Raw genomic sequence first — 26164 nt, forward strand, 5'->3', positions numbered from 1 at the left:
TGAGTCAAACGAGGAAAGGGCGGGCGAGGGGCCCGCCCTTTCCGGTGCTGAGTACAAAACCCGTCAGGTGACGTGGTTCGAACGGTTGTAGACGTTGAACTTGCCGGTGGGTGCAAACAGTCCTTTCACGCGGCCGATCTCTTCCAGCGTCTTGGCGTCGAAGATCACGATCTCACCATTTGGCTCTTTCGAGGTCGAGCGGTTCCACTTGGACACCCAGACCTCGGATCCGTCTTGGTTGAACTCGAAGTGGACGGCGACGTTGCCTTCTTCTTCTGTGATCTGGATCGTTTTCACGATCTCACCGGTTGCCTTGTCGATGACCTGCACCGATTGCTGGATCTCAGGCTCGGGGTGCTTGGTCTGGTCGGCCCAGATGTAGTCCGAGTTCGGATGGGTCCGGATGAACAGACCGGGTCCGTCGGTTTCCACCTCGTAGCAGACTTTCCAGGCATCGTCCGGGCGGCCTTCGGGGTCGTTGCCCCAAACGGTAACCGTGCCTTCGCCCAGGTGGGTCGTACCGGCAACAGGACCGCAATTCGGGTCATCCCAGTTGGCGCCCGGGCCGGGGTGCGGCAGCGGCGCGGTATCGATCATAGCTTCCAGCTTATGAGTCTCGGTATCGACCACGACCATCTTGTTCGACGCGTTTGCGGCGATCTGGAAATAACGGCCGGTCGGATCAAAGAACCCGTCATGCAGGAACTTTGCGCTGTCGATCTTGTCGATACGCAGGTTGTCCAGATCGGAGTAGTCCACCTGCCAAAGCTGACCGAGCTCCTTGACGGCCACGATCCATGTGGGCTCGTTCGGGGTGGTGTAGATGGCGGCCACGCGGGCCTCTTCCACATAATCCCCGTCCACGTTGTAACCCCGGGTCGAGACAACCTTTTTCGGCTCCATGGTTTCGGCGTCGACGATGGCGAAATGAGGGGGCCAGTAGGCGCCACCGATGACGTATTTACCGTCACCCGATACCGCCACGTCGCGCGCGTCATAACCAATGGTAACCTCGGCAACCAGCATGTTCTCGGGGTTCTGCCACAGGTCGATCTTGGTCATCTTCCCGTCGCGGCCCATGGTGTACCAGAAGCGGCCCGGATTTTCGGGTTCTTCCAGTTTATGGTGCTCGGACGCTTTCAGGACGTGCACGGCGTAACCGGTCGGGATATGCGCCAGCACCTCTTTGGTGTCGCCGTCGATCACGGCCACTTTGCCCACGTCACGTTCGATGACGACAAAGAAGTTTTCCCAGTTGCGGCCATGCAGCGGCTCGGTCGGGTAATCTTCGGGTTCGACATAGACCTTGCGGGTCGCCATCATCTGTTCAAGCGACATTTCCGGCGGTTGGGGCGGCTCCATCTGGATGTAGGTCGCCATATCGCGGATTTCTTCTTCGGACATCACGTCCGAGAAGTTGTTCATCCCGCCTTCGGTGCCCCATGCGATGATTTTTTCCAGTCGCTCCTGCCCCAGTTTCAGGGTGCCAGACTCGGTTACGGTACCATCGTCATTCTTCGTTTCAACCAGAGGCTCAAGGCTTTTGCCGGTTGCCCCTTTGCGCAACACACCGTGACAACCGGCGCAGCGCTCAAAGTAAAGTTGTTTTGATGATTCAAAGGCTTCCTTGCTCAGGGTTGGCTCTTCGGCAAAGACTGGCGCAGCGACGCTGCCCAGCAACATTGCCAAACCGACCCCTAAGGCGCGGCCAGTTCTGTTGTAGCTGATTCCAAGTGACATGATCACTCTCCATTTGCTGGTGAGGCAGGTCCTAGGGTGAAACATCACGCGTTTGTCATCCTTGACGAAAGTCAACGGAACGCGCGCAAATTGGAAATTGACGGGCTATAATGAGCCATAAAACAAAGGGAAAACCTGAGTTTCAGGGACATGTTTTTCGGATGCTTGATTTCGGTTAAGTCCATCACTGGTCGGCCTTGCTAAACCTGTTCCAACAGCCATTGAGGCCGAGGAGAACAGGCATGTCGGCAGTGATCGCGCGCGTATTGGGCGAGGGGTTTCGCATCTTTTTCCTGTCCGCCGGACTTTTTGGTCTGTTCGCGGGAGGCGCGTGGGGTTTTTGGTTGATGACGCAGACCGGGTTGGTCGGATACGAAGACCCAACCTATTCCATGAGTCCCCCAATGTGGCACGCGCATGAGATGATCTTTGGCTATGCCACAGCAGCTCTGGGCGGGTTCTTTCTGACGGCTGTTCCCAACTGGACCGGGACCCCAGAGGCGCGCGCCCGGTTCATCATGCTGGCTGCAGGTCTCTGGTTGGCCGGGCGGGTAGCGATGTGGTTCTCCGGTGCGCTGCCGCCTGTTCTGGTCGCTGTGTTCGATCTGGTCTTTGTTCCAATTCTGGCGGCAAAGATTGCTACTCAGCTGATCCGACGCCCCAAGCCGCAGAACATGGTATTCCTTTTGCTGCTCAGTGCGATCTGGATTGCCAACTTGTTAACCCATTTAGAGTGGATCGGTGTGACCAGCGATACGCTGGACATCGGATTGCGGGCGGGGTTGCTGACGCTCTGTAGCCTAATCGCGATACTTGGCGGGCGCATTACGCCAGCTTTCACCCGAAATGCGATGAAACGCGCGGGAGAGCCCGAATCCAACTGGCCTATTTCGGTAGGAGCGTTTGATAAAGCCGCCATGGGGCTTGCACTGTCACTGCCGCTGAGCGTGCTCGTCTTTGGAATCGCACCTGTATCAGGCGCTATCGCGCTAATGCTTGGCGTTGCTCAGATCCTGCGCATGGCACGTTGGCGCGCACGCTGGGCACTGCGGCAGCCGATCCTGATCGCGTTGCATCTGGGGCTGGGCATGCTGGCGCTGGGCCTGATCCTGTGGGGGCTGGCTGTGCTGGGGTTCGGCAGCGAGATCGGGGCGCTGCATGTTCTGGGCATTGGCTGCGTCGGCGGCATGACCCTTGCCGTGATGAGTCGGGCCGCCCTTGGCCATAGTGGCCGTGCCCTCGTGGCCCCGCCACCCATGGCGATCGCTTACGGTTTGATGGCGGCAGCCGCAGTTTTGCGCTGGGTCGGGTCGGCGTTTGACCAGGGATATCTGGTTGCGATGCTGGCCTCAGATGGGCTGTGGATCTGCGCCATCGTCTTGTATCTGGTTGCGATGTGGCCCGCGTTGACCGGGCCACGTCTAGCGGCCTGAGCAACGGTTCTTAGATTAAGAAAGTCGGAGCAACGCCCTGTCATTTTTAATATGCCGTTGCAGCAAAGTATGGATTTGTCTTCCGCGTTTTGGAATCTGGCGGGCTGCGATTGGTTGATGGTCTGGCAAAGCTAACTCTGGGAAGAGCGCAACAATTTCGGCCAGCGCCTCGGGCTGTATTCCTTTCAAGGCTTGCTTGCCTGTGAATAGGCTTTCTGACGGCGCGCCTTCCGCCAACACGATCTCATGCCGGTCGAACAGAACATGGAAATACACAACGCCCTGAGATGTCTCGTCGACGGTTATGCCGGGTATGCCGACCAGCTTATGGGCTGGGACCAGAACCTCTTCGCTGTCGAACATGCGAACGGCGATACTCGAACGGATCAACATGCGATGCTGCGGTGAGACCAACAGATCACGTCGCGGCAGGTTGCTTCCCAGGCTGCCCGCTGCGATTCGGATCGGGCGCAGCTTGGGATTGAGCGCAAATTCAGACCTATCCAGAGCGCGCGCGCCGATCCAGCGAATTGGTTGTGGTCCATGATCCAAGGTGACAACCTTGTCACCAGCGGAAAGCGTTTCTATCGCGACATCACCATCAGGCGTCGCAATAAGCGTTCCGGCTGAGAAACAAGGAACATCAACGATGGAACCGGGGTCAGTCGTGTCCGGTGCGTTGCTCGGTGTAACGTTGACGACGCTCATCGAATACGTCACCCCGGGATCTAGGGGCTCAGAGGTTATGTAGCCAGCGTTGGTTCCTTCAACCTCGACAAGGTACACAGTGATTGTCCCACCGCCGGGATTCGTCAGAATGTAGGATTCTTCCAGATAGATGTCGCCGCTCAGAAACGTTGTCGAACCATCAAGGTTTGTTACCGTTCCGGTCTGTGTATCGTCGTCGCCATTTTCGTTGTTGAATCTGTCGCCGTTGAAAACATCCCCGGTATCGGGAACTGGCGGGCCAAACCCATTTCGAATGAAACCACCGGCCTCGTCCTCAACATTGAATACCCTTCGGTCCGTCGCGGGGTCATAGCTTGCGTCCAGGGTGATCGTATCAGGCCCAATTGTATTCACCGTAATGACGCCGGGTGCGTATCCGATGTATGAGTAGTTCGCCATTCTTTAACCACCACGCTTCAGGTGCCATCTAAGCACCTCTATTCACCAATAAATCGAGAACGCTCGCTTCAACTGTTCGAACGTCCGGAAACATGCTGTTCTAAGTACTGTTTTTCAAGGCAATCTGAGGGCATTTTAGTGATACTGGCGCAATTATAATCACAGGTGTCCAATTCCGAGCTTACTTTGGCATGCTTGACTTTCGTTAAGGCAGCCCTGCGACCCACCCGCCATTGTCATCAGACTAGCTAATCTGCGCAAAGGAGAGCGCAATGCGAGAAGTCATGACAAAGAGCATGGCTCGCAACATATTCTATGGCGGGTCACTGTTCTTCATCCTCATCTTCCTGGCCCTGTCGGCCCACTCGCACTGGTACATCGTCAACTCCGAGAATTCGGCAAAGCTTGATGACAGTGTGGTTCGGGGCAAGCACGTCTGGGAAAAACATGCCTGCATCAACTGTCACACGATCCTGGGCGAAGGCGCCTACTACGCGCCGGAAGTCGGGAATGTGATGACCCGCTGGGGTGTGCTGGACGACCCGGAATCGGCCTTTGAAGCGCTCAAGGGCTGGATGGAGGCGCAGCCGACCGGCATTCCCGGTCGTCGGCAGATGCCCAATTTCAACCTCAGCGACGAAGAGATCCGCGATCTGACCAACTTCTTGATCTGGACGGACAACATCGATGCACAGGGCTGGCCGCCCAACGAGGCAGGCTGAGAAAGGGAACGGAGCAATGAAATACGAATCCCAAAAAATCGCCTACGCCTACTTCGCAGTAGCGATGGCCCTGTTCGCGGTACAGGTAATCGGCGGCCTGCTGGCCGGTTTCATCTATGTATTCCCGAACTTCCTGAGTGAGCTTCTGCCGTTCAATATCGTACGGATGCTGCACACCAACTCTCTGATCGTCTGGCTGCTGCTGGGCTTCTTCGGTGCGGCCTACTTCCTGATCCCCGAAGAGACCGAGCGCGAGATCCATTCGACCAAACTGGCCTATCTGCAGTTGATCATTCTTGTGGTCGGCACGCTGGGCGTGGTCGTGACCTATGTCTTCAACCTGTTCGAAGGCAACTGGCTGCTGGGCAAAGAGGGGCGCGAGTTCCTTGAACAACCCAAATGGGTCAAGGCGGGCATCGTCGTGGCCGCGCTGATGTTCCTTTACAACGTGTCACTGACCGTTCTGAAGGGCAAGAAGACGGCAATTTCGAGCATCCTTGTTCTGGGCCTCTGGGGTCTGGCGCTGCTGTTCCTGTTTGCTTTCTACAACCCGGGCAACCTGTCCTTGGACAAGCAATACTGGTGGTATGTCGTCCACCTATGGGTCGAAGGCGTATGGGAGCTGATCATGGCCTCGATCCTGGCCTACCTGATGCTGAAGCTAACGGGCGTTGACCGTGAGGTGGTCGAGAAATGGCTCTATGTCATCGTCGCCGCCGCGCTGTTCTCGGGCATCCTTGGGACAGGTCACCACTACTATTGGATCGGTACACCCGGCTATTGGCAGTGGATCGGTTCGATCTTCTCAAGCCTCGAGGTGATCCCGTTCTTCGCGATGATGGCCTTTGCCTTCGTCATGGTCTGGAAGGGCCGTCGTGACCACCCTAACAAGGCTGCTCTGCTGTGGTCACTGGGCTGTGCAACGCTTGCCTTCTTCGGTGCCGGTGTCTGGGGCTTCCTGCACACGCTGCACGGGGTGAACTACTATACCCATGGCACGCAGATCACCGCAGCCCACGGTCACCTGGCCTTCTACGGTGCTTATGTCTGCCTCAACCTGGCGATCTTCAGCTATGCGATGCCGATCCTGAAGAACCGTGATCCCTACAATCAGGTTCTGAACATGGGCTCGTTCTGGCTTATGACCAGCGGCATGGTCTTCATGACCTTCGTCCTGACCTTCGGTGGTACCGTGCAGACTCACATGCAACGTGTGGTCGGTGACTACTTCATGGACGTGCAGGACCAGATCGCGATCTTCTACTGGATGCGTCTTGGCTCTGGTGTGGTCGTGGTCCTTGGTGCGCTGCTGTTCATCTACTCGATCTGGGTGCCCCGGAAAGAGGTGATTGAACCCGGTGCCTCTGAAACCCCTGCGGAGTAATGGATATGGATGGCTCCATGAAACTGAATGAGGGGGCGGCGAACGCCCCCTTCTACCTCGCCCAAAGCGATGAATGCGATGTGTTCACCGCCGCCTACAACAACGACCTGCCGGTTTTGCTGAAAGGTCCAACAGGTTGCGGTAAGACCCGCTTTGTGGCCCATATGGCCGCCAAGCTTGGCCGCCCGCTTTACACCGTGGCCTGCCACGATGACCTCGCCGCCGCCGACCTGATCGGTCGCTACCTGTTGAAGGGCGGCGAAACCGTCTGGGTTGATGGCCCTCTGACTCGTGCGGTGCGCGAAGGCGCGATCTGCTACCTTGATGAGGTGGTCGAAGCCCGCAAGGACGTCACCGTTGTGCTGCACCCGCTGACCGATGACCGGCGCATCCTGCCGATCGACCGCACCGGTGAAGAGCTTGAGGCCGCGCCCGGCTTCATGCTGGTGGCCTCGTACAACCCCGGATACCAGAATATCCTGAAAACCCTGAAACCCTCGACCAGGCAGCGGTTCATCTCGCTGGAATTCGACTTTCCTTCGCCCGAGATGGAGGCCGAAGTCGTCGCGCAAGAAAGCGGTCTGCCGCTTGAACGCTGTAAACCGCTGGTACGCCTTGCAGGTAAGTTGCGCGGGCTTAAGGGTCAGGACCTTGAGGAAGGCGTGTCCACCCGTCTGGTCGTTTATGCCGCGACGCTGATCGCACAGGGCATGTCCACCGACCGCGCCATCCTCGCCGCAATGATCGAACCTCTGACTGATGATGAGGATATCAAACGCGGGCTCCTCGATCTTGTCACGGCTGTCTTTGGGTGAGGCCGGCCGATGGTCAGGATCGATTTTGAGCCATGGGAACCCGAAGAAACGATCGGGAAACTGTGGCACACCCTTGCCAGTCGCCTTGATGCACCTGAAGTGCATGATGGAGCCGCGGTCGACCTCTCAGAGGTCGCAGGGCGGCTGGCAGTCCTCTTTCGAGGACTTGGGGGTAGTCCGGGCGTAGAATTGCGCCCGGTCTCGCCCGAGATTTCGCGCCACCGTCTGGGGTGGCGTCGTCGTCTGGCAACCGAGGCCGAGCTAATGCCGCGTGCGTCGTTCGATGGCGAAGTTCTGCGTTTGCCGGATCGGCTAGCGGTGTTTCCCGCGCGTGAAGCCAACGGTGCGCTTTATGTCTGGCTGGCCGCCGCCGCTGCACATGCCGGAACTCGTAGCGACGAAGACGACCCGTTGCGCGCCGACCTGCATGCGCTTGTCGCCGCCCGACAGATGGTCGAGGCGGCGTTGCACAACGCCCCTGGCCTGCGCCCGCTTTATACCGAGCTGTGCAAGGGCGTGCTGTATCAACGCGACATTTCCGGGCTGCCACCCGTCGAGGCAGCGGTTGAAGAACTGGTCCGCCACATGCTTGGTGACCCCGCGCCTTTGTCGCCAAAGGCTGAACATCTTCTAGCGTTGGATGACGACCTCACCGCCCCGCGCGCCTATCAGCATTTCCGGCCTGTCCCGCTGTGGCCCGAGTTGCGCCCGGTCGGGTTCTCCGAACATAACGAAGTGGAGAACCCCGAAACCGAAGGACCGCCTGAGGAATCCGGCGAAAAAACCCACCGTGCCCGCCGCCGCAAATCGGATCAGGCCAACCGCAGCGACAGTTTCATCCTGCACAAGTTCGAAGCGATCCTCAGTTGGGCCGAGTTCCTGAACATCAACCGGCGCATTGACGATGACGATCCGGATAACGCCAAGAAAGCCGCCGATGATCAGGAAGAGATTGGCTTGGGTCAGATCTCGAAGGCGCCGCCGACCAAACTGAAACTTCATCTGGACCTCGCTCCGGAGGACGTGAACCGCGAACGCCTGTCGGGACGGGTTCTGTATCCCGAATGGGACGTACGCACCGGCCAATACTTGCCCGATCATGTCAACGTTCTGACCTCGGATGCCGAGATTCGCGAAGATGCCGCCGAGTTCGGCAAAGACCCCGCCACTGCCCGCCGCATCCGCGCCGTGAAACGCCAGTTCGAGGCGCTGCGCCCGGGCCGCGTGATGACACGCGGTCATCTGGATGGTGATCAATTGGATATCGAGGCAGCCGTTCGGGCGCAGGTAGACCGTTGTGCCAATGGCGAAGGCACCGAACGTATTTGGATGCAATCGCGCCCCGAGGCGCGCGATTTGGCGGTGTCTATCCTGCTGGATGTCAGCCGCTCGACCGAAAGCGCCGTCACAGGCCGCGCCGTAATCGACATTGAACGCGAGGCTCTTGCGGCACTCGCCTGGGGTCTGAACGCCTGCGGCGACGATTTCGCCATCCACGCCTTCAGCTCGCTGAAACGCCAGCGGGTTTACGTGCAGCGCTGTAAACGCTTCGATGAGCCGATGGGTAGTTTGGTGGAACAGCGCATTGCCTCGCTGCGCCCCGGCCACTATACCCGCCTCGGCGCCGCAATCCGCCATTGTTCCGCCGATCTGGCCAGCCAATCGCGCAAACGCCGGTTGCTGTTGATCATCACTGACGGCAAACCCAACGACCTGGACCATTACGAGGGTCGCCACGGTATCGAAGACACCTGCATGGCCGTGCGCGAGGCGCGTAGGGCAGGGCAATCGGTCTTTGGCGTTACCATCGACAAAACCGGCAAAAGCTGGTTCCCGCGCATGTTCGGTCAAGGCGGCTTCGCCGTCATCCCCGACCCGCACCGGCTGATCATGGCCCTGCCTCAGATCTACCGCCAACTGGTTGGAGCATGAGCAACGCCTCTTTGATCGATGAGCTTCCGGGCGAGCTGCTGATGTGGGTTCTGATCATCTCGGAATTGCTGGTTTTCGGCGCGGGCCTGATTGCCTTTATGGGCGTGCGCCTGACCGACCCGACAGGATTTGCCGAGGCTCAATCGCACCTTTACCGGACAGGGGCGGCGCTCAACACGGTGGTGCTGGTCACCTCGGGCTATCTGGCGGCGCAGGCGCTGCAGTGGCGAAAAATCGCGCGCCGGGGCGTGGCTCGAATGGCCTTGGTCACTGCCGCCGTGCTGGGTGTCGTGTTCCTGACCATCAAAGGTGCGGAATACGCGGGCAAAGCTGCACAGGGGATCACCTATGAGACCCACCCATTTTTCCTGTTCTATTATCTGCTGACCGGGTTTCACGCCGCACATGTGTTGGCAGGGGTCGGTATCCTGCTGTTGGTCGCCTGGCGTGACGATCGACGCAACATTGAGGCAGGTGCGCAGTTCTGGCACATGGTCGATCTGGTCTGGATCATGCTTTTCCCCGTGATCTACCTGCTGGGATAATCCCGATGCCTGCAGCACCATCTTTTCCCAAATACTGGCGAAGAGCGCTCCATAATTCGCTCACACGTGCATGGCTGACCCTTTTGGTGCTCAGCGTCGCATCAGCACTGCTGACTGTGCTGCCCATCCCGCCAGCCGTTCTGGCGGGGTGTATTCTGGTCCTCGCACTGGCGAAATGTCGCGTTATCCTGGCTTGTTATCTTGATCTCGTAAACAGCCCGGCCTGGCTGCGAGGTTTCACCATGGTGCTGACGGGCTTTGCCATCATTGTCTTCGCCCTCTACCTGATCTGACTCAAAACACGCCGCCTCCGGGGAGACGGCGAAGTATTACGCTAGGGGGCGCTTCTTGGTTACTGGGCTGCCATCGGCATGCGCGCAATCTGACAGCGTTGCCAGAGGGTGGACAGCGCGCCAACCAGATGCTCGATATCCTCATCCGTATGTACCGGAGACGGCGTGATCCGCAGACGCTCGGTCCCTTTTGGTACGGTGGGATAATTGATCGGCTGAATGTAGATGCCGAACTCTTCCAGCAGCGTGTCCGAGATAAACTTGCACTTCACCGGATCGCCAACCATCACCGGGATGATGTGGCTGGGGTTAGGAATATGAGGAATACCTTCCGCATCCAAACGAGCCCGAACCTGCGATACACGGGCTTTCTGCAGGTCGCGTTCAGCATTCGATTGTTTCAAATGCCGGATCGAGGCCGCGGCCCCGGCCGCGATCGATGGTGGCAGGGCGGTGGTAAAAATAAACCCGCTGGCGAAGCTGCGCACGAAATCGCACAGCGCAGCCGAGGCAGCAATATACCCGCCCACCACACCGAACGCTTTACCAAGCGTGCCTTCGATCACCGTCAGGCGATCCATGAGGCCTTCTCGTTCAGCGATACCACCGCCGCGTGGCCCATAGAGGCCAACGGCATGAACCTCATCCAGATAGGTCATCGCGCCGTATTTGTCGGCGAGATCGCAAATCTCTTTGATGGGGGCGATGTCACCATCCATCGAATAGACCGACTCGAACGCGATCATCTTCGGCGCATCGGGATCAGCTGCGGCCAGTTTGGCTTCAAGGTCATCCAAATCGTTGTGTTTCCAGATCACCTTCTGCGCCCGCGAGTGGCGGATGCCTTCGATCATCGAGGCATGGTTCAGTGCATCAGAGAATACGATCAGGCCGGGGATTTTCGCGGCGAGAGTGCCAAGGGCTGCCCAATTCGAAACATACCCGGAAGTAAACAGAAGCGCGGCTTCCTTTCCATGCAGATCGGCCAGTTCGGCCTCAAGCAGCACGTGGTCGTGAGTGGTGCCTGATATGTTTCGCGTGCCCCCGGCCCCCGCGCCACAGCGATCCAATGCGTCATGCATTGCATCGATAACTGATGGGTGCTGACCCATGCCAAGATAGTCATTCGAACACCAGATCCGCACATTTCGCTGGACAGATCCATCCGTCTGACGTGCGTTCGGGAAAGAACCACAGCGACGTTGCAAGTCTATGAAAACACGATAGTTCCCTTCATCCCGAAGGTCACTGAGGCTTTGACTGAAATAACGCTCGTAGTCCATGTTACGTGCTCCCCGGAATACTGGCTTTGAGCCGAGAATAGGGCAGCGAACCAAGCCGCAACATGACAATAGTCAAGTTTAGACAACATAAAACTATGGTGCACAACTGCCGGCTCTGGCATAGCGTGGAACAGGGATGGACCGACCGCGCCCATGCGCCGGCAGGAAATAACAGGGGTATTCTCTTGTCTCACGAAGCACAAAAAGCGATCGCACGTCAGTCGCTGCTGCTGCGCAGTTTACCGGAACAGCATGTGGAAACACTGCTGAGCCACGCGATCTGGCGTCAGTATGACCGTGGTGAGACAATATTCCTGCAGGAGGAAAAAGCGCAGGCCATCCACGTCGTGCTTGAGGGTTGGGTCAAGCTGTTCCGCATGACCCCCACCGGGGCCGAAGCCGTCGTGAGCGTCTTCAAACGTGGTGACAGTTTTGGCGAGGCCGTGGCGCTGCGTAACGTGCCTTACCCCGTTTCAGCTGAGGCCGTATCGGCCTGCGAAGTGATGCACATCCCCAGCCCGATCCTTATCTCGTTGATGAAGGAAAATCCGGAGATCGGGATTTCAATTCTGGCCGCGACCTTTACGCATCTGCACTCGCTGGTGGCGCAGCTGGAACAGCTCAAGGCGCAGACCGGTGCGCAGCGGGTCGCCGAGTTTTTGCTGAACCTCTGTGACACTGATGCGGGTGAGTGCGAAGTATCGCTGCCTTATGACAAGATGCTGATCGCGGGTCGTCTAGGGATGAAGCCCGAAAGCCTGAGCCGGGCGTTTTCGCGGCTCAAGGCGGTCGGGGTAAAGATAAACCGCAACCACGCCGAGATTTCGGATATCGGCAAATTGCGGGATTATGCCGAAAGCGATCCGGCGGAAAACTGGGGGCGGTAACCCGGCACTGCCGCCGGGTTGACCTGTTCAGACCGTCGCGCCCTTGCGGCGAATGGCGGTGCCAAGGCTACCGGCACAGACACCGACGATGATGGCGATGACCAGCGCCATGGTCCCGACATGGGAAAACTGCCACCCTGCAAAAAGCAGCGGTGCGATCAGACCAACCAGACCGCCCAAAAGGGCTCCCAGCCATAATTGGCGTGTCATCATGCCCAGTGCCAGACCAAGAATGCCGGGCAGGCCCAATACGTTACCGCCGATGGTTCCAAGTAACTCTAACATCTCTGTCCCCACCTTAATCCGAGCTTTTGTTCAGGAACGCGCGGATGTCGTCCCCTGAAGCGGCTGCGTGTTCCTGCAGAACCTCGCCGTCTATCTCTTTCGCAATCTTTTCATACGTTTCCAGATAGTTGGGTGGGAGGCTGTGCGCGATACCCTGATGGCAGTCGATACAGGTCATGCCGTTATCGATCGCGCGCTGGTGTTCATTGGCGGCCCGGGTTTCCTGAATCGTGAAGTCCATATAGTCGAAGTTGTGACAGTTACGGCATTCCCGGCTGTCGGATGCTTTCATCTTCTTCCAAACGGCCGTCGCCATGGCGAGACGATGATCCTCATACTTCTCGGGCGTGCTGATCGTGCCTGCCAGTTCGTGGTAGATATCCTTCACGGCCATGATCTTGGCTTTGATCTTATGGTTCCACTCGTCCGGGACGTGGCAATCCGAACAGATCGCCCGCACGCCCGAATGGTTGTTGTAGTGGATCGTCTCACGGTATTCGCCGAGATTGACCTCCATCGTGTGACACGAGGTGCAGAACTCTTCTGTATTCGTCAGTTCCAGCGTCCAGTGGAACCCACCCCAGAACAGGATGCCTGCCAGAAATCCGGCAAGCAGGGTGAAGCCAACGCTGAGGACGGCGATCGGGCTCCAGAACCAGGTCCAGAGGCGCCGGATGAGCCCTTGTTTTTCTTGGGAGTCGGACATGTCACGCTCTCCTTTTCGACCTGAGTTTAGTTTCCGGAGGAAGGTTCAAAAGTGTTGTCGACCAGCGGCAGCGCATCGGCCTGCGGCACGTGGCACTGATTGCAGAAATACCGTGTGCCGGCGATCTGATCCAACTCTCGCCCTTCGCGGTCCAGATAGTGAGTCATCGACAACGTCGGAGCGTTGCGCTCACCAGCCTTGGTCCAGTCATGGCAGGAGAGGCACTGATTGGTGCGCAGGTCGATCTGGTACTGTTCGATCGAATGTGGGATCAGCGGCGGCTGCTGGCGATAATTACGCTGCATTCGGCCTTCGACTGTCCGATGCACCTGATCCAGAACGGCGGGCTCATCGACTTCGGCACCGCGTAGGCTGTTAACTCCGGCAGACTGCGCGAGGGCCAGGCCACCGAGGAGCAGCGGCGGGATCAGGGCAAGGCCCACTAGGATCGGCTTTTTCATCTTCTCACTCCTTCAAAAAGGTCTTGAGGCGCGCGGCTGGGGCGCGGCGGTTGATTCCGGTGGCGCGACGGTCAGGGCGTCGAACCGATGGGTGAATTTGAAAACGTCTTCAGCGCAGACATCGATGCAGCGACCGCAATTGGTGCAGTCGGGCGACAGGATCAGCGGGTTGTCTTTGCCTTTCAGCGCCGGAGAGATCACATGGTTTTCCGGGCAAACCGCGTAGCAGTCCATGCAATCGTCACAGGCGTTGCGATTGGCGGCGCTGACCCGCAGCATCGCCTTGCTGCCCACCAGTCCGTAGAATGCGCCTACGGGGCAGACATGGCCGCACCATCCATGGCGCGAGACAAGCAAGTCAAACAGGAAGATCGCGGCGACCATCGCCCAGACGAAGCCCATGCCAAAGATCAGTCCGCGATGCAGCATGGTGATCGGGTTGACCAGTTCCCATGCAATTGCGCCGGTCAGGCCGGACACGACCAGCACGGTGGCCATGATCCACAGCCGCGTTCCGCGTTTGGGCTGCCAGCCTTTTTGCAGGCCCAGCTTGCGGTGCAGCCAGTGCGCGCCGTCGGTTACAGGGTTGATCGGGCAGACCCACGAGCAATAGACGCGGCCTCCGACCAGCGCGTAGGTAACCAGAACGATGACGGCACCAATGGCGGCGGTCAGCTCGGGCCAGTGCCCTGCGATCAGACTTTGCAGAAAGACAAACGGATCGGTCAGGGGCAGTACGCCTAGGGTCAGCGACCCGGCCAGAGTGCCCTGCACGATCCAGAGGCCGAACCACGGGCCCAACAGGAACAGTACCAGGAAGAACACCTGGCTGGCGCGGCGCAGCAGCAGGTATTTATGGGCACTCAGCCAACCTTTGGCGGCGATAGCTTCATGCCCCAGCGGCATGTTTGTGCGGACGGTCATTGAGTGACCTCCGGCAATTTGAAGCTGGGCTCAAACCCGCCCGGTGCGACAAGGTTATCGGTGCCCGGCCCCGGCAGGCGATCAGGCAAATCGATGATACCTTCGACGACGGGCGCGCCTTTGGCTTCTTTCTCTTCCCAGCCCTTGCGGTAGTGATCGGCGCTGCTGCCCCGAGCCAATCGGGCGGGAAGAACTTTGATCGCCGCTTCGGGCAGAACGCAGCTTTTCTCGCAAACGCCGCAGCCGGTGCAATGATCGGCGTGAACGGTTGGAATGAAGATTGCATGACTGCCCGAGCGGGCGTTGTGTTCGGTCTCCAGCGTAATGGCCTCGTCGATGACGGGGCAGACGCGGTAACAGACATCGCAGCGCAGGCCGAAGAAGTTCAGGCAGTTTTCCTGATCGACCAGAACGGCGACACCCATCTTGGCGTCGTCGATATTGTCCAGTCCGGGGTCCAGCGCCCCGGTCGGACAGGCAGCGACGCAGGGGATGTCGTCACACATTTCGCAAGGGATATCACGCGCGGTGAAATACGGCGTGCCGGTGGCCATCGCATCGACACCCAGCTCGGCCAGTTTCAGCGTGTCATAGGGACACTCTCGCACGCACAGACCACAGCGGATGCAGGCTGACAGAAAGTCTTTTTCGGGCAAGGCACCGGGGGGGCGCAATGCCTCGGCCGGCAACGCCCGCGCGTCCCGCGCCAGCCAGGCCAGCAAGGACCCGGCTGCTACGCAGCCGCCCGCTGCGCGCGCCGAGTCCTGCAGGAACCGGCGCCGCTGCGGCGAAAGGGGTGTGCCAATACGAGACATGGGGACGACCTTTGCCTTGCCAGCCTTTTACGCGCGCTCGACCTTACAGGCGCATTTCTTGAAGTCGGTCTCTTTCGAGAGCGGGCAGGTCGCGTCCAACGTCAGCTTGTTTGTCAACTGGCCTTCGTCAAACCATGGCATGAACACCAGGCCACGCGGCACTTTGTTCCGGCCTCGGGTTTCGACCCGGCTGTTAACTTCGCCGCGGCGGGTGGAAAGAACGATCTCCTGCCCGCGGCGCAGACCGCGGTCGCGCGCATCATCCGGGTGCATGTAGACAACGGCGGCGGGATAGGAGCGGTGCAGTTCGGGCACGCGGCGGGTCATCGAACCTGAATGCCAATGTTCCAGCACACGCCCGGTGCAGAGCCACAGGTTGAATTCCTCATCCGGCACCTCGGGGGCGGGTTCGTATGGCGCGAAGATGATCTTGGCCTTGCCGTCCTTATGGCCATAGAATTTCACGTCTTCGCCTTCAGGCACATACGGATCATAGCCTTCTCGGAAGCGGTACAGTGTTTCCTTGCCATCCACGACTGGCCAGCGCAGGCCACGCGCCTGGTGGTAGGTTTCGAATGGGGCCAGATCGTGCGCGTGGCCGCGCCCAAACTCGGCATATTCCTCGAACAGGCCCTTTTGCACGTAGTAGCCAAAGTGCTCGGACTCGTCGTTGTCGAAACCCTCTGCGGTCTCTGACAGCGGGAACTTGTCGATCGTGCCATTGGCGAACAGCACGTCATACATGGTCTTACCACGATGTTCTGGCATGGTGGCCAGCAGTTCCTCACCCCAAACCTCTTCAACGGTGAAGCGTTTGGAGAACTCCATCAACTGCCACAGATCGGATTTCGCTTCGCCCGGAGCTTTGACCTGTTGCCGCCAGAATTGGGTGCGACGCTCGGCGTTGCCATAGGCGCCTTCCTTCTCGACCCACATGGCGGTAGGCAGGATCAGGTCAGCCGACAGGGCTGTTACAGTAGGATAGGGATCGGAGACGGCAATGAAGTTCTCCGGGTTGCGATAGCCGGGATAGCCTTCTTCGTTGATATTGGGCGCGGCCTGCATGTTGTTGGTGCACTGCACCCAATAGGCATTCAGATCGCCGTCCTTCAGCTTGCGGTGCTGCAAAACGGCGTGGAATCCGGGTTTGGGTGGGATGGTGCCCGCAGGAATTTTCCACGCGGTCTCGCAAATCTCGCGGTGTTTGTCGTTTGCCACAACCATATCAGCCGGCAGACGGTGAGCGAAGGTTCCGACCTCACGTGCCGTACCACAGGCCGAAGGTTGACCGGTGAGCGAGAAGGGCGAGTTTCCGGGTTCGGAAATCTTACCCACCAGCAGGTGCACATTGTACATCAGCGAGTTCACCCACGATCCGCGAGTGTGCTGGTTGAAGCCCATGGTCCACAGGCTCATCACTTTGCGGTTGGGGTCGGCATATTGCTGGGCCAGACGCTCAAGCTGAGCGGCAGGAACACCTGAGAGTTCCGATGTGTATTCCAGCGTGTATTCCGATACCGCTTCGGCATATTCTTCGAAGCTGATCGGCTCCATCTTGCCAGAGTTTGGATTCTCTGCCTCTTCCTGCAGCGGGTTGTTATCGCGCAGTCCATAGCCAATATCGGTGGCGGTCTTGGTGATGTTGACGTGTTTGTTGACGAACTCTTCGTTCACCGCGCCGTTCTGGATAATGTAGTTGGCGATATAGTTCAGGATCGCCAGATCGGTCTGCGGCGCAAAGACCATTCCATTGTCGGCCAACTCGAACGAGCGGTGTTCATAGGTCGACAGTACATGCACTTCGGATCCTGGTTTGGTCAGACGTGTGTCGGTCAGGCGTGACCACAGAATCGGGTGCATCTCGGCCATGTTCGAGCCCCAGAGCACGAATGTGTCTGCGTGCTCGAAATCGTCATAGCAGCCCATTGGTTCATCAATGCCGAAAGTGCGCATGAAGCCGACAACCGCCGAGGCCATACAGTGGCGCGCGTTCGGGTCGATGTTGTTGGACCGGAAACCAGCCTTCATCAGTTTGGCAGCGGCGTAGCCTTCCCAAACGGTCCACTGGCCCGAACCGAACATGCCGACACTGGTCGGGCCTTTCTTGGCAAGGGCCTCTTTCCACTTGGCAGCCATGACGTCGAAGGCTTCGTCCCAGCTGACGGGTTCGAACTCACCATTCTTGTCATATTCGCCGTTGGTTTTGCGCAGCATCGGCGTGGTCAGGCGGTCTTTGCCGTACATGATCTTGGACAGGAAATAGCCCTTGATACAGTTCAGACCGCGGTTCACCGGCGCATCCGGGTCGCCTTGCGTGGCGACCACGCGCCCGTCTTTGGTGCCAACCAGAACCGAGCATCCGGTGCCGCAGAACCGGCAGGCGGCTTTGTCCCAACGGATATCAGGGTTGCCGACCTGAGCGCTGGCTTGTCCGGTCGCAAGGGGAAGTCCTGCGGCTGATGCTGTCGCAGCGGCGGCGGTTGATTTCAAAAAGGTCCGGCGGGATTCAGAGATGGTCATGACATGGGTCTCCGGCTTTAGATCTGGCGAGAAGCGTTAAGGTGCGGACGGGTCTCCGCGAGGTCTTCGAAATGGTGGTAGGTCAGGGTCAGAGAGATCACACCCAGGATCTGGTGCAGATCCATGATCGTCTCGGACGCCATTTTTTCCGGCGTATCCTCGACCACAACAACAATGCGGCCATCCTCGGATGCCGCGTGAACTTCTGCCCCGTTTGTACCTGCAATCGCGGCCTGTGCACTCTGCGTGGTTTCGGGGGTTACATGGACGAGGCATCCACAGATATTCATAAGGCTACCTCCTGAGCGGGCGGGGTGTGGCGTTCGAAGCTGACAGAACCGGCAGGACAGGCGCTGGCACAAGCGCCACAGCCGGTACAAATATCGGTGTCGAGTTGGGGTTCAGCACGACCACCGGTTTGCAGCCGAAAGCGGATCGCGTTTTGGTCGCACACATCCTGACAAACCCGACAGCTGACACCATTCATCGACAGGCAAGAGGCCGACACCGCAGCGCGCCAAGGCCAATCAGCCACGTGTTCAGGATTCAGCGCCCCGGTCGGGCAAGCGTTGGCGCAATCGCCGCAAAAAGTGCAGGGGCCTGCATCCAATTGCACAACAGGCCAGCCTTGCGCGTCGAAACGGATGATATCTTCAGGGCAGGCCTCGCGGCATTCGTCGCATTGAGTGCAAAGCTCAAGAAACTCGGTCACCGCACCCGGTGGGTGGATGGCTGATGTATCCTCGCGCAGCACTTTCCCTTTCAGGAATGCGCGTCGGCTGGCTAGCTTGTTCATTCGCTCGCGACCTTTGAGTGATCGACAGGGGTTGGCCTGCCTGACTCGGGTGTTAGCGTAGCACAGCGTGTAAGGAATTGACCTAGATCATTTTTGAACTGCTTATTTTTTCAGCATCCAGGGGCGGCAACACCCGAATATCAGGCGCGTTTCTCACCGATTGTAGCAACGCCAAGAACCGAAAGCACCATTGCCTCGATCTGTTCTGCGTTCATTCCTGCGACGGCGTACATATCCGCCGGGCTCGCCTGATCGATGAAGATATCCGGCAGCACCATCGAGCGATACTTCAACCCTTCGTCAAACACGCCCTCATCCGCAAGCAATTGCGCAACATGGCTGCCAAAGCCGCCGATGGCACCTTCCTCGATGGTGATCAGTGCCTCGTGATTGGCAGCCAGATCAAGGATCAGGTCCCGATCCAGCGGTTTGGCAAAGCGTGCATCGGCGATGGTGGGCTTGATCCCGCGCGCCGACAGCGCCTCTGCCGCTTTCTGCACCTCGGCCAGCCGCGTACCGAAAGACAGCAGCGCCACTCGGGCACCTTTCTGGATCAACCGGCCCTTGCCGATCTCCAATACTTCTCCGCGCTCGGGCAGATCAACGCCCGCTCCTTCGCCGCGAGGATACCGGAAAGCGATCGGGCCATCGTCATGTGCCACCGCAGTGGCGACCATGTGTATCAATTCGGCCTCATCTGCAGCCGCCATGACAACCATACCCGGAAGGTTGGCCATGTAAGCAATATCAAACGACCCCGCATGGGTCGCACCGTCTGCCCCAACCAGACCCGCACGGTCGATGGCAAATCGCACCGGCAGGCGTTGGATCGCCACATCATGCACAACCTGATCATAGCCACGCTGCAGGAATGTCGAATACATCGCACAGAATGGTTTCATGCCCCCGGCGGCCAGCGCAGCCGAGAAGGTCACGCCATGCTGTTCGGCAATCGCAACGTCGAAACAGCGCGACGGATAGCGCTCCGCAAACAGGTTCAGCCCGGTACCGTCCGGCATCGCGGCTGTAACCGCGACGATCTTGTCATCCCGCGCTGCTTCATCGACCAGTGTCTTGCCAAAGACCGAGGTATAGGAAGGCGCGTTGGAGGGCGCCTTTTTCTGCTCGCCCGTCACCACGTCGAACTTGGCGGTCGCGTGACCCTTGTCGCGGGCCTGTTCGGCGGGGGCATACCCCTTGCCTTTCTTGGTCAACACATGGATCAGGATCGGTCCGCTTGCCTTCGCCTTGACCGCACGCAGAACCGGCAGCAACTGGTCCAGATCATGCCCGTCGATCGGGCCAAGATAGGAAAAGCCGAGCTCTTCAAATAGCGTCCCGCCCATGGCCATGCCCTTCAGCATATCCTTGGCGCGCTTTGCCCCTTCGCGGAAGGGTTCCGGCAGCAACGACACCGCACCTTTGGCAGCAGCTTTCAGATCGTGAAACGGTTCTTCGGCATAGATGCGCGATAGATAGTTCGATAGGGCACCCACCGGCGGTGCAATGCTCATCTCATTGTCATTGAGAATTACGATCAAGCGTTTCTTCAGGTGGCCTGCGTTGTTCATCGCCTCAAAGGCCATGCCGGCGGACATAGAGCCATCGCCGATCACAGCGATCGCATCGCCCAGCCCTTCAGGCGTAACGCCGCCTAGATCACGCGCGACAGCAAAGCCTAGCGCGGCACTGATCGAGGTACTGGAATGTGCAGCGCCGAATGGATCATAGGCGCTTTCACTGCGCTTGGTGAATCCGCTCAGGCCGTCTTTTGTGCGAAGGGTGCGAATTCGGTCCCGGCGTTCTGTCAGAATCTTGTGCGGATAACACTGGTGACCTACGTCCCAGATGATCTTGTCTCGTGGCGTGTCGAATACCGCGTGCAACGCCGTGGTCAGCTCGACGACACCCAGGCCCGCGCCCAGATGCCCTCCGGTCACCGACACTGCTGAAATCGTCTCGGCCCGCAACTCATGTGCGACCTGATGCAACTGCGCATCTGAAAACTGCTTCAGATCCGCTGGGCGGCTCACAAGGTCCAACAAGGGCGTATTCGGGCGGTCAGACATTTGGCGTTCCTGGCTTAGCTGTCCCGGGCAATAACGAAGCGGGCAGCCTGCTTCAAGGTTTCTGCAGCGGAGCCATGTTCGTCCAGCGCAGCACAAGCCTGTTCCACAAGCTCAATTGCCCGGGATCTGGCGGCGTCCAAACCCAGTAGCGAGACAAAGGTCGCTTTGCCCGCCTCGGCGTCTTTCTGCAGCCGCTTTCCGGCCTTTTCGGCATCTCCTTCGACATCCAAAATGTCATCCGCGATCTGAAAGGCAAGCCCAAGCGCCTGGGCATATTGGCGCAAGGGGGTGGGATCGGCCTGCGCCAATCGCGCACCCGCACAGGCGGACCATTCGATCAACGCACCGGTCTTGCCCGCTTGCAGATGTGTAATCTCATCCAGTGTCAGCGGCTCCGCCGCCGTCTCAGCGGCGATATCCAGCGCCTGACCCAGAACCATACCCTGTGCGCCGCTCGCTTTTGCTAGCGTTAGAGCCAGTTCAGCGCGTATTTCAGCGTTTCCAACCTCTGGCCGAGCGCAAAGCTCAAACGCAAGTGTCTGCAGCGCATCCCCGGCCAGAACGGCGGTGCCCTCATCCCATTTCACGTGCACCGTCGGGCGTCCACGCCTCAGGTCGTCATCATCCATGCAAGGCAGGTCGTCATGGACCAGAGAGTATGCATGCAGCGCTTCGATACCTGTCGCTGGCCAGATTGCCCGAGCTGTATCGACGCCAAGCAACCGCGCGCTTTCCAATACCAGAAACCCTCGCAGACGCTTGCCGCCCTCGGTGGCATAGGCCATGGCCCGTGTCACATCCAGATCATCCAGCGCGCTCAGAACCAGATCGAAATGGCTCTGAATCAGCGTGGCATCCTGTGCCAGCTTTTCACGAAACATTTACTGACCTTCGACAGGCGTCGTCCCGGTTGGCTGGCCATCTGCGTCCAGAGTGATCGCGGCCACTTTTTCCTCAGCACGCTTCAGCTCATCCTCGCAGCGCTTCTTCAATGCGGCGCCACGTTCGTACAGCGCAATCGATTGATCCAGCGCCACATCACCACGTTCCAACTGGCCAACCACGGCCTCAAGCTCTTTCATCGCTTGTTCGAACGTCATTTGTTCAACTGGGGTATCGGTCATCGTGCTGCCTTTATCAGTTCTTCCACATGGGCGCGTGTCGCCTCGGCCAATGCGTTCAGATCATAACCGCCTTCCAGAGTCGAGACGATACGGCCATCACACACGTCATCGGCAATCTTGCACAGCTCCGCCGTGATCCAGGCGAAATCGCCAGTGGACCAATTGAGATTGGCCAACGGATCAACCTGATGCGCATCAAACCCAGCGGAAATAATGATCAGTTCCGGCCTAAACGCCCGCAGACGCGGAAAGGCTTGCGCTTCATAGGCTGCCCGCATCTCGGCCCCACCCGTGCCCGGAGCCAATGGTATGTTCAAAACGGTTTCATAAGCACCGGTCTCATCCGGGCGGCCCGAGCCGGGCCATAAGGGCATCTGCTGGCTGGTAATCACCAAAGCGCGTTTCTCATCCCACAGCAGGTCTTGCGTGCCATTGCCATGATGCACGTCGAAATCCACCACTGCCACGCGGTTCAACCCGTGATGATCCAACGCGTGCTTTGCAGCCAGCGCGGCATTCCCAAACAGGCAGAACCCCATGGCCGTCTCGGTCTCGGCATGATGCCCCGGAGGCCGAATAGCGCAAAACGCGTTCGGCGCTTCGCCGGCCAGAACTATATCAACGGCCCGCACGGCGGCACCCGCCGCACGATAGGCTGCATCAACAGATCCCGGAGACATGAACGTATCCCCATCAATCTGTTTGAACCCATCCGGGGGCCTGTGGTCGAGAATATCGCTGATATGGTTCTGCGGATGCACCCTTAGCAGATCATCATCCGCCGCCAACGGCGCCGTCACACGCTGAAGATCCAGCCCCTCAAGCGCATGTAGGATATGCTCTAACCGCGCCACCCGTTCCGGATGTCCCTCAGGTGTCACATGGTGCAAACAATCTGCATGGGTCAAAAGGGCGGTTTTCATCAGGATCCCATCTTCATCTGGCTAAAAATACCTTCGCCGAAGGCCTAAGATCGCCGCGCAGCGGCAAAATCAATCCGGTGCCAACATATACCCTGCACCCCGTACGGTCTGCAGATACCGGGGTTGCTTCGGATCTTGCTCAAGCTTCCGACGCAAGCGGGTGATCTGTACGTCCACAGCGCGCTCCTGTGCCTGACCTTTGTCACGCCCCAGATCTTCGACCAGCTTGGCTCGGCTGATCGGTTCGCCGGGTTGAGCCGAGAATATTTTCATCAACTGGCTTTCGGTCGCGGTTAGGCGCACCGGGTCTTCGCCCTGCCACATCTCACCGCGTTCGATATCATAGCGAATGGGCCCAAGATGTAGAATCTTCGCCGCCGTGTCCTGTGCAGGTGTCTCTGGCATCCGACGCAGAATGGCGTTGATCCTCAGCAGCAACTCTTTCGGCTCGAATGGCTTGGCCAGATAGTCATCCGCACCCGCCTCAAGCCCGGCAATCCGATGCTCGGTCTCGCCCTTGGCCGTCAAAAGCAGGATCGGGGTGGAATGGGTGTCGCGCAGAGATCGGGTCAGGCTCACACCGTCCTCACCGGGCATCATCACATCCAGCACGATCAGATCGAAATCCAGTCCCGACAAAACCCGCCGCGCATGGGCTGCATCCCGCGCTGAGGTCACCAGAAACCCGCTGCGCATCAGGAATTTCTTGAGCAAATCGCGAATGCGCTCGTCATCGTCGACGATCAGAAGATGGGCGTCCATTTCGCTCATGAAGTCGTATCCCGCAGTTTCGTATATGCACGACGCATATCAGCATCCATCATTGCTTCAAGCACTTTGCGAAACCCGGCCACCGCTTCGGGGCCCGCATCCTTGTAGGCCGCGCGCATCCGGGCGCGCTGGGCGTCGGAGAGTTTGGCCTCTAACGCCTTTCCCTTATCCGTCAAAAATAGGTGGCGTTCGCGTTTGTCCACTGTTCCGACCCGGCTTTCGACCAACCCATCTTCGATCAGGCTGCGCAAGACGCGGTTCAGTGATTGTTTCGTAACACCCAATATGGCCAGCAGGTTGTTGACCGTTGTCCCCGGTGCACGATTGATGAAGTGGATGGCCCGATGATGAGCACGGCCGTAGGCCAATTCAGTCAGGATACGGTCCGGATCAGCGGTAAAGCCGCGATAGGCAAAAAACATGGCCTCGATGCCCTGCCTCAGTTGTTCATCTGTCAGAAACAACAGGCTTTCTCCGCCAAAGACCGGGGCGGGACGGATGTCGGTCATGTTGGGCCTCATTCGCAATATAATCTGACTTTATGTCAGCCTTATTGACATTCCAAGAGCGCACAGGTATCGAATCGCAGTTTTTGCGCAACATTGTGTCCGATACGGACCTAAACGGCGCAACATTCGGAAATATCGACCGGTTCAGGAGGTTTCGCATGGCTGGATATGACGATCGCGACGGTGTCATCTGGATGGATGGCGAATTGGTGCCCTGGCGTGAGGCCAATGTGCACATCCTGTCCCACGCGATGCATTATGCGTCTTCGGTGTTCGAGGGTGAGCGCGCTTACAACGGCAAGATCTTCAAAAGCCGCGAGCATTCCGAACGCCTGATCGCGTCGGCAGAGGCGCTGGATATGCCGATGCCATACTCGGTCGATGAGATCGAGGCCGCCAAGGAAGAAGCGCTCAAAGCCAGTGGTCTTCAAGATGCGTATGTACGTGCGCTGGTCTGGCGTGGCTCGGGCGAGGATATGGGTGTGGCGTCCGCCAAGAATCCGGTTCGGATGGCCATCGCTGTTTGGCCTTGGGGTGCCTATTACGGTGACGCTAAGATGCAAGGCGCCAAGTTGGACATCGCCGAGTGGAAACGACCCAGTCCGGAAACCATTCCAGTCCATGCCAAGGCAGCAGGTCTTTACATGATCTGCACCATTTCCAAACACAAAGCTGAGGCCAAAGGCTGCTCGGACGCTTTGTTCATGGATTATAATGGCAATGTCGCCGAGGCGACGGGGGCAAATGTCTTCTTCGTTAAGGATGGCGAAGTGCACACCCCGCTGGCCGATTGCTTCCTCAACGGCATCACTCGTCAGACGGTGATCCAGATGCTGAAAGACAAGGGCATCACTGTTCATGAACGTCGGATCCGTCCCGAGGAGATGGCCGATTTCGAGCAATGCTGGCTGACTGGCACTGCAGCCGAAGTTACACCTGTCGGGCAGATCGGCGATTATACCTTCGAGGTTGGCGATCTGACCCGCGAAATCGCCGAAGATTACGAGAAATTGGTCCGCGCGTAAGTTAACACCGTATTGAACCCCCGCTCAGGCGGGGGTTTTGATTGCAGATCATGCAAATATGCATGCAGATCGTTCGAAGGTATGGACGCTGCCGGGCCAAGCCGTATCGTTGGCTCATGTTAGATCTTCTCAGCGATATCCTTACACGCCTGTCTCTGCGTGGCACATTTTATTTCCGCACATCCTTTACTCCGCCGTTTGGGATACAGGTGCCGGGCTTCGAGAACGTGGCCCGGTTTCACTTTGTGCAACGCGGTGAATTGAAGGTGCACCTGCCAACAACCGGCGAGACCTTGCGGTTGCGGCAGGGTGATCTGATTCTTATTCCCCACGGTGCGCCGCATGCGCTGCTGTGTAATGAAGTCAAACCCTATGATGCCTTGCCCCTTGAGCAGGTGTTAGAGCTGTCAGGCTACAAAGGCGATGGTGTCCTAGTTTATGGCGGTGAGGAAGATGAGCGCGATACGCAACTGATTTGCGGACATTTCTCATTCACCGGGCCAGCCGGGCGAAACGGAACCGGTCATATGCTGATCGACCGATTGCCACCTTTTATACTGATCGAGAATTACGGTGAAGAAGCGGGTGCCTGGATCGAGGCGACATTGCGCATGATCGGGTCTGAAGTGTCCGGTGCTCGTATCGGCGGTGACCTGATCGCGCTGAAACTGTCCGAAGTGCTGTTTGCGCAAGCGATCCGGGCATACCTTGAACATCAAAGTCCTCATGATGCCGCGCTTGCCGGATTTGCCGATCCGCGCATCTCGCGGGCGCTGACAGCATTTCACCAGTCTCCGGCGCAGGAGTGGAGCGTTGCGATGCTCGCGCGAGAAGCAGCAATGTCACGCACCGCATTTGCGCAGCTTTTCTCACAAAAGATGGGGACTACCCCGATGCAGTACCTGACGGACTGGCGGATGCAGATCGCGTGCCATGGGTTGACCGAAAATCGCTGGAACGTTGCGGATGCCGCAGCAGAAGTGGGATACGCGTCCGAGGCTGCGTTTTCACGCGTGTTCAAGAAGCAGGTCGGACTGTCGCCCGCCGCGTACCGTGCGATGCACTAATCGTACA

Annotated in this window: 27 protein-coding genes; 10 read left to right on the forward strand and 17 right to left on the reverse strand. The window is 58.4% G+C overall.

Going from position 1 to position 26164, the window contains the following annotated elements; translation table 11 throughout:
• Positions 1 to 63: 63 nt before the first annotated feature.
• Complete coding sequence (locus ACR0AW_RS17680; protein WP_170398146.1) at positions 64 to 1740, reverse strand: cytochrome D1 domain-containing protein; 1677 nt, start codon at positions 1738 to 1740, stop codon at positions 64 to 66.
• 242 nt (positions 1741 to 1982) lie between these two features.
• Between ACR0AW_RS17680 and ACR0AW_RS17685 the strand changes: the two genes are divergently transcribed.
• The gene (locus tag ACR0AW_RS17685) at positions 1983 to 3173 is read left to right on the forward strand and encodes an NnrS family protein (RefSeq protein WP_170425541.1); all 1191 of its coding nucleotides are present in this window, start codon (positions 1983 to 1985) and stop codon (positions 3171 to 3173) included.
• A 15-nt stretch (positions 3174 to 3188) separates the two neighbouring features.
• Here ACR0AW_RS17685 and ACR0AW_RS17690 read toward each other — a convergent pair whose 3' ends face one another.
• Positions 3189 to 4301 (reverse strand): Hint domain-containing protein, encoded by a 1113-nt coding sequence (locus tag ACR0AW_RS17690; protein WP_480439539.1) that lies wholly within the window; start codon positions 4299 to 4301, stop codon positions 3189 to 3191.
• Positions 4302 to 4573: 272 nt separating this feature from the next.
• Here ACR0AW_RS17690 and ACR0AW_RS17695 point away from each other — a divergent pair, with 272 nt between their 5' ends.
• Genes ACR0AW_RS17695 through ACR0AW_RS17720 form a run of 6 tightly spaced genes read left to right on the forward strand, consistent with a single transcriptional unit; the run spans position 4574 to position 9992 of the window.
• Positions 4574 to 5023, forward strand: a complete 450-nt coding sequence (locus tag ACR0AW_RS17695) for a c-type cytochrome (RefSeq protein ID WP_170398152.1) — start codon at positions 4574 to 4576, stop codon at positions 5021 to 5023.
• A 16-nt stretch (positions 5024 to 5039) separates the two neighbouring features.
• Positions 5040 to 6407 (forward strand): cbb3-type cytochrome c oxidase subunit I, encoded by a 1368-nt coding sequence (locus tag ACR0AW_RS17700; RefSeq protein WP_170398155.1) that lies wholly within the window; start codon positions 5040 to 5042, stop codon positions 6405 to 6407.
• 5 nt (positions 6408 to 6412) lie between these two features.
• The gene (locus ACR0AW_RS17705; protein ID WP_170398158.1) at positions 6413 to 7222 is read left to right on the forward strand and encodes a CbbQ/NirQ/NorQ/GpvN family protein; all 810 of its coding nucleotides are present in this window, start codon (positions 6413 to 6415) and stop codon (positions 7220 to 7222) included.
• Positions 7223 to 7231: 9 nt separating this feature from the next.
• Entirely contained in the window at positions 7232 to 9154 is a 1923-nt protein-coding gene (locus ACR0AW_RS17710; protein WP_170636634.1) for a VWA domain-containing protein, read from the forward strand.
• Entirely contained in the window at positions 9151 to 9699 is a 549-nt protein-coding gene (locus ACR0AW_RS17715; RefSeq protein WP_170733821.1) for a cytochrome c oxidase subunit 3, read from the forward strand. The genes ACR0AW_RS17710 and ACR0AW_RS17715 overlap by 4 nt, the downstream gene beginning before the upstream one ends.
• Before the next feature lie 5 nt (positions 9700 to 9704).
• Positions 9705 to 9992 carry a cytochrome C oxidase subunit IV family protein gene (locus ACR0AW_RS17720; RefSeq protein ID WP_480439537.1) on the forward strand — a complete coding sequence of 96 codons (288 nt, stop codon included), beginning with the start codon at positions 9705 to 9707 and terminating at the stop codon, positions 9990 to 9992.
• Positions 9993 to 10051: 59 nt separating this feature from the next.
• Here the strand turns inward: ACR0AW_RS17720 and hemA are convergent, their stop codons facing one another.
• Positions 10052 to 11275: a 5-aminolevulinate synthase gene (gene hemA / locus ACR0AW_RS17725; protein WP_170513608.1), complete on the reverse strand. Its 1224-nt coding sequence runs from the start codon at positions 11273 to 11275 to the stop codon at positions 10052 to 10054.
• A 185-nt stretch (positions 11276 to 11460) separates the two neighbouring features.
• Here hemA and ACR0AW_RS17730 point away from each other — a divergent pair, with 185 nt between their 5' ends.
• Positions 11461 to 12162 (forward strand): Crp/Fnr family transcriptional regulator, encoded by a 702-nt coding sequence (locus ACR0AW_RS17730; RefSeq protein WP_170566658.1) that lies wholly within the window; start codon positions 11461 to 11463, stop codon positions 12160 to 12162.
• A 27-nt stretch (positions 12163 to 12189) separates the two neighbouring features.
• Here ACR0AW_RS17730 and ACR0AW_RS17735 read toward each other — a convergent pair whose 3' ends face one another.
• From ACR0AW_RS17735 to ACR0AW_RS17800, 14 genes are all read right to left on the reverse strand, one after another.
• Positions 12190 to 12447 (reverse strand): hypothetical protein, encoded by a 258-nt coding sequence (locus ACR0AW_RS17735; RefSeq protein WP_170566660.1) that lies wholly within the window; start codon positions 12445 to 12447, stop codon positions 12190 to 12192.
• 13 nt (positions 12448 to 12460) lie between these two features.
• Positions 12461 to 13153, reverse strand: a complete 693-nt coding sequence (locus ACR0AW_RS17740) for a NapC/NirT family cytochrome c (RefSeq protein ID WP_170733822.1) — start codon at positions 13151 to 13153, stop codon at positions 12461 to 12463.
• Positions 13154 to 13179: 26 nt separating this feature from the next.
• The gene (locus tag ACR0AW_RS17745; RefSeq protein WP_170398181.1) at positions 13180 to 13614 is read right to left on the reverse strand and encodes a nitrate reductase cytochrome c-type subunit; all 435 of its coding nucleotides are present in this window, start codon (positions 13612 to 13614) and stop codon (positions 13180 to 13182) included.
• Positions 13615 to 13626: 12 nt separating this feature from the next.
• Positions 13627 to 14538 (reverse strand): quinol dehydrogenase ferredoxin subunit NapH, encoded by a 912-nt coding sequence (gene napH / locus ACR0AW_RS17750; RefSeq protein WP_170566662.1) that lies wholly within the window; start codon positions 14536 to 14538, stop codon positions 13627 to 13629.
• A complete protein-coding gene (napG, locus tag ACR0AW_RS17755) occupies positions 14535 to 15353 on the reverse strand; it encodes a ferredoxin-type protein NapG (protein ID WP_170733823.1) in 819 nt (272 codons plus the stop codon). Before napG ends, napH begins: the two co-directional genes overlap by 4 nt.
• Positions 15354 to 15380: 27 nt before the next feature.
• The gene (gene napA, locus ACR0AW_RS17760) at positions 15381 to 17873 is read right to left on the reverse strand and encodes a nitrate reductase catalytic subunit NapA (protein ID WP_170625402.1); all 2493 of its coding nucleotides are present in this window, start codon (positions 17871 to 17873) and stop codon (positions 15381 to 15383) included.
• A 17-nt stretch (positions 17874 to 17890) separates the two neighbouring features.
• Positions 17891 to 18163: a chaperone NapD gene (locus tag ACR0AW_RS17765; protein WP_170733824.1), complete on the reverse strand. Its 273-nt coding sequence runs from the start codon at positions 18161 to 18163 to the stop codon at positions 17891 to 17893.
• Positions 18160 to 18669 carry a ferredoxin-type protein NapF gene (napF, locus tag ACR0AW_RS17770; RefSeq protein ID WP_170566668.1) on the reverse strand — a complete coding sequence of 170 codons (510 nt, stop codon included), beginning with the start codon at positions 18667 to 18669 and terminating at the stop codon, positions 18160 to 18162. Before napF ends, ACR0AW_RS17765 begins: the two co-directional genes overlap by 4 nt.
• A gap of 140 nt (positions 18670 to 18809) precedes the next feature.
• Positions 18810 to 20738, reverse strand: coding sequence for a 1-deoxy-D-xylulose-5-phosphate synthase (dxs, locus tag ACR0AW_RS17775; protein ID WP_170733825.1), 1929 nt, complete (start codon positions 20736 to 20738; stop codon positions 18810 to 18812).
• Between the two features lie 14 nt (positions 20739 to 20752).
• The gene (locus tag ACR0AW_RS17780; protein ID WP_170776397.1) at positions 20753 to 21619 is read right to left on the reverse strand and encodes a polyprenyl synthetase family protein; all 867 of its coding nucleotides are present in this window, start codon (positions 21617 to 21619) and stop codon (positions 20753 to 20755) included.
• The gene (locus ACR0AW_RS17785; protein WP_010443127.1) at positions 21620 to 21862 is read right to left on the reverse strand and encodes an exodeoxyribonuclease VII small subunit; all 243 of its coding nucleotides are present in this window, start codon (positions 21860 to 21862) and stop codon (positions 21620 to 21622) included.
• Complete coding sequence (locus tag ACR0AW_RS17790; RefSeq protein WP_170733827.1) at positions 21859 to 22785, reverse strand: histone deacetylase family protein; 927 nt, start codon at positions 22783 to 22785, stop codon at positions 21859 to 21861. Before ACR0AW_RS17790 ends, ACR0AW_RS17785 begins: the two co-directional genes overlap by 4 nt.
• A gap of 69 nt (positions 22786 to 22854) precedes the next feature.
• On the reverse strand, positions 22855 to 23556 hold the full coding sequence (locus ACR0AW_RS17795; protein WP_170398206.1) for a response regulator: 702 nt from the start codon (positions 23554 to 23556) through the stop codon (positions 22855 to 22857).
• Positions 23553 to 24065, reverse strand: coding sequence for a MarR family winged helix-turn-helix transcriptional regulator (locus ACR0AW_RS17800; protein ID WP_170398209.1), 513 nt, complete (start codon positions 24063 to 24065; stop codon positions 23553 to 23555). Before ACR0AW_RS17800 ends, ACR0AW_RS17795 begins: the two co-directional genes overlap by 4 nt.
• Positions 24066 to 24223: 158 nt before the next feature.
• Here ACR0AW_RS17800 and ACR0AW_RS17805 point away from each other — a divergent pair, with 158 nt between their 5' ends.
• Entirely contained in the window at positions 24224 to 25090 is an 867-nt protein-coding gene (locus ACR0AW_RS17805) for a branched-chain amino acid aminotransferase (RefSeq protein WP_170398212.1), read from the forward strand.
• A 116-nt stretch (positions 25091 to 25206) separates the two neighbouring features.
• Complete coding sequence (locus ACR0AW_RS17810; protein WP_170613144.1) at positions 25207 to 26157, forward strand: AraC family transcriptional regulator; 951 nt, start codon at positions 25207 to 25209, stop codon at positions 26155 to 26157.
• The last annotated feature ends 7 nt before the right edge of the window (positions 26158 to 26164 follow it).

It is taken from the genome of Ruegeria sp. C5 (assembly GCF_056537605.1).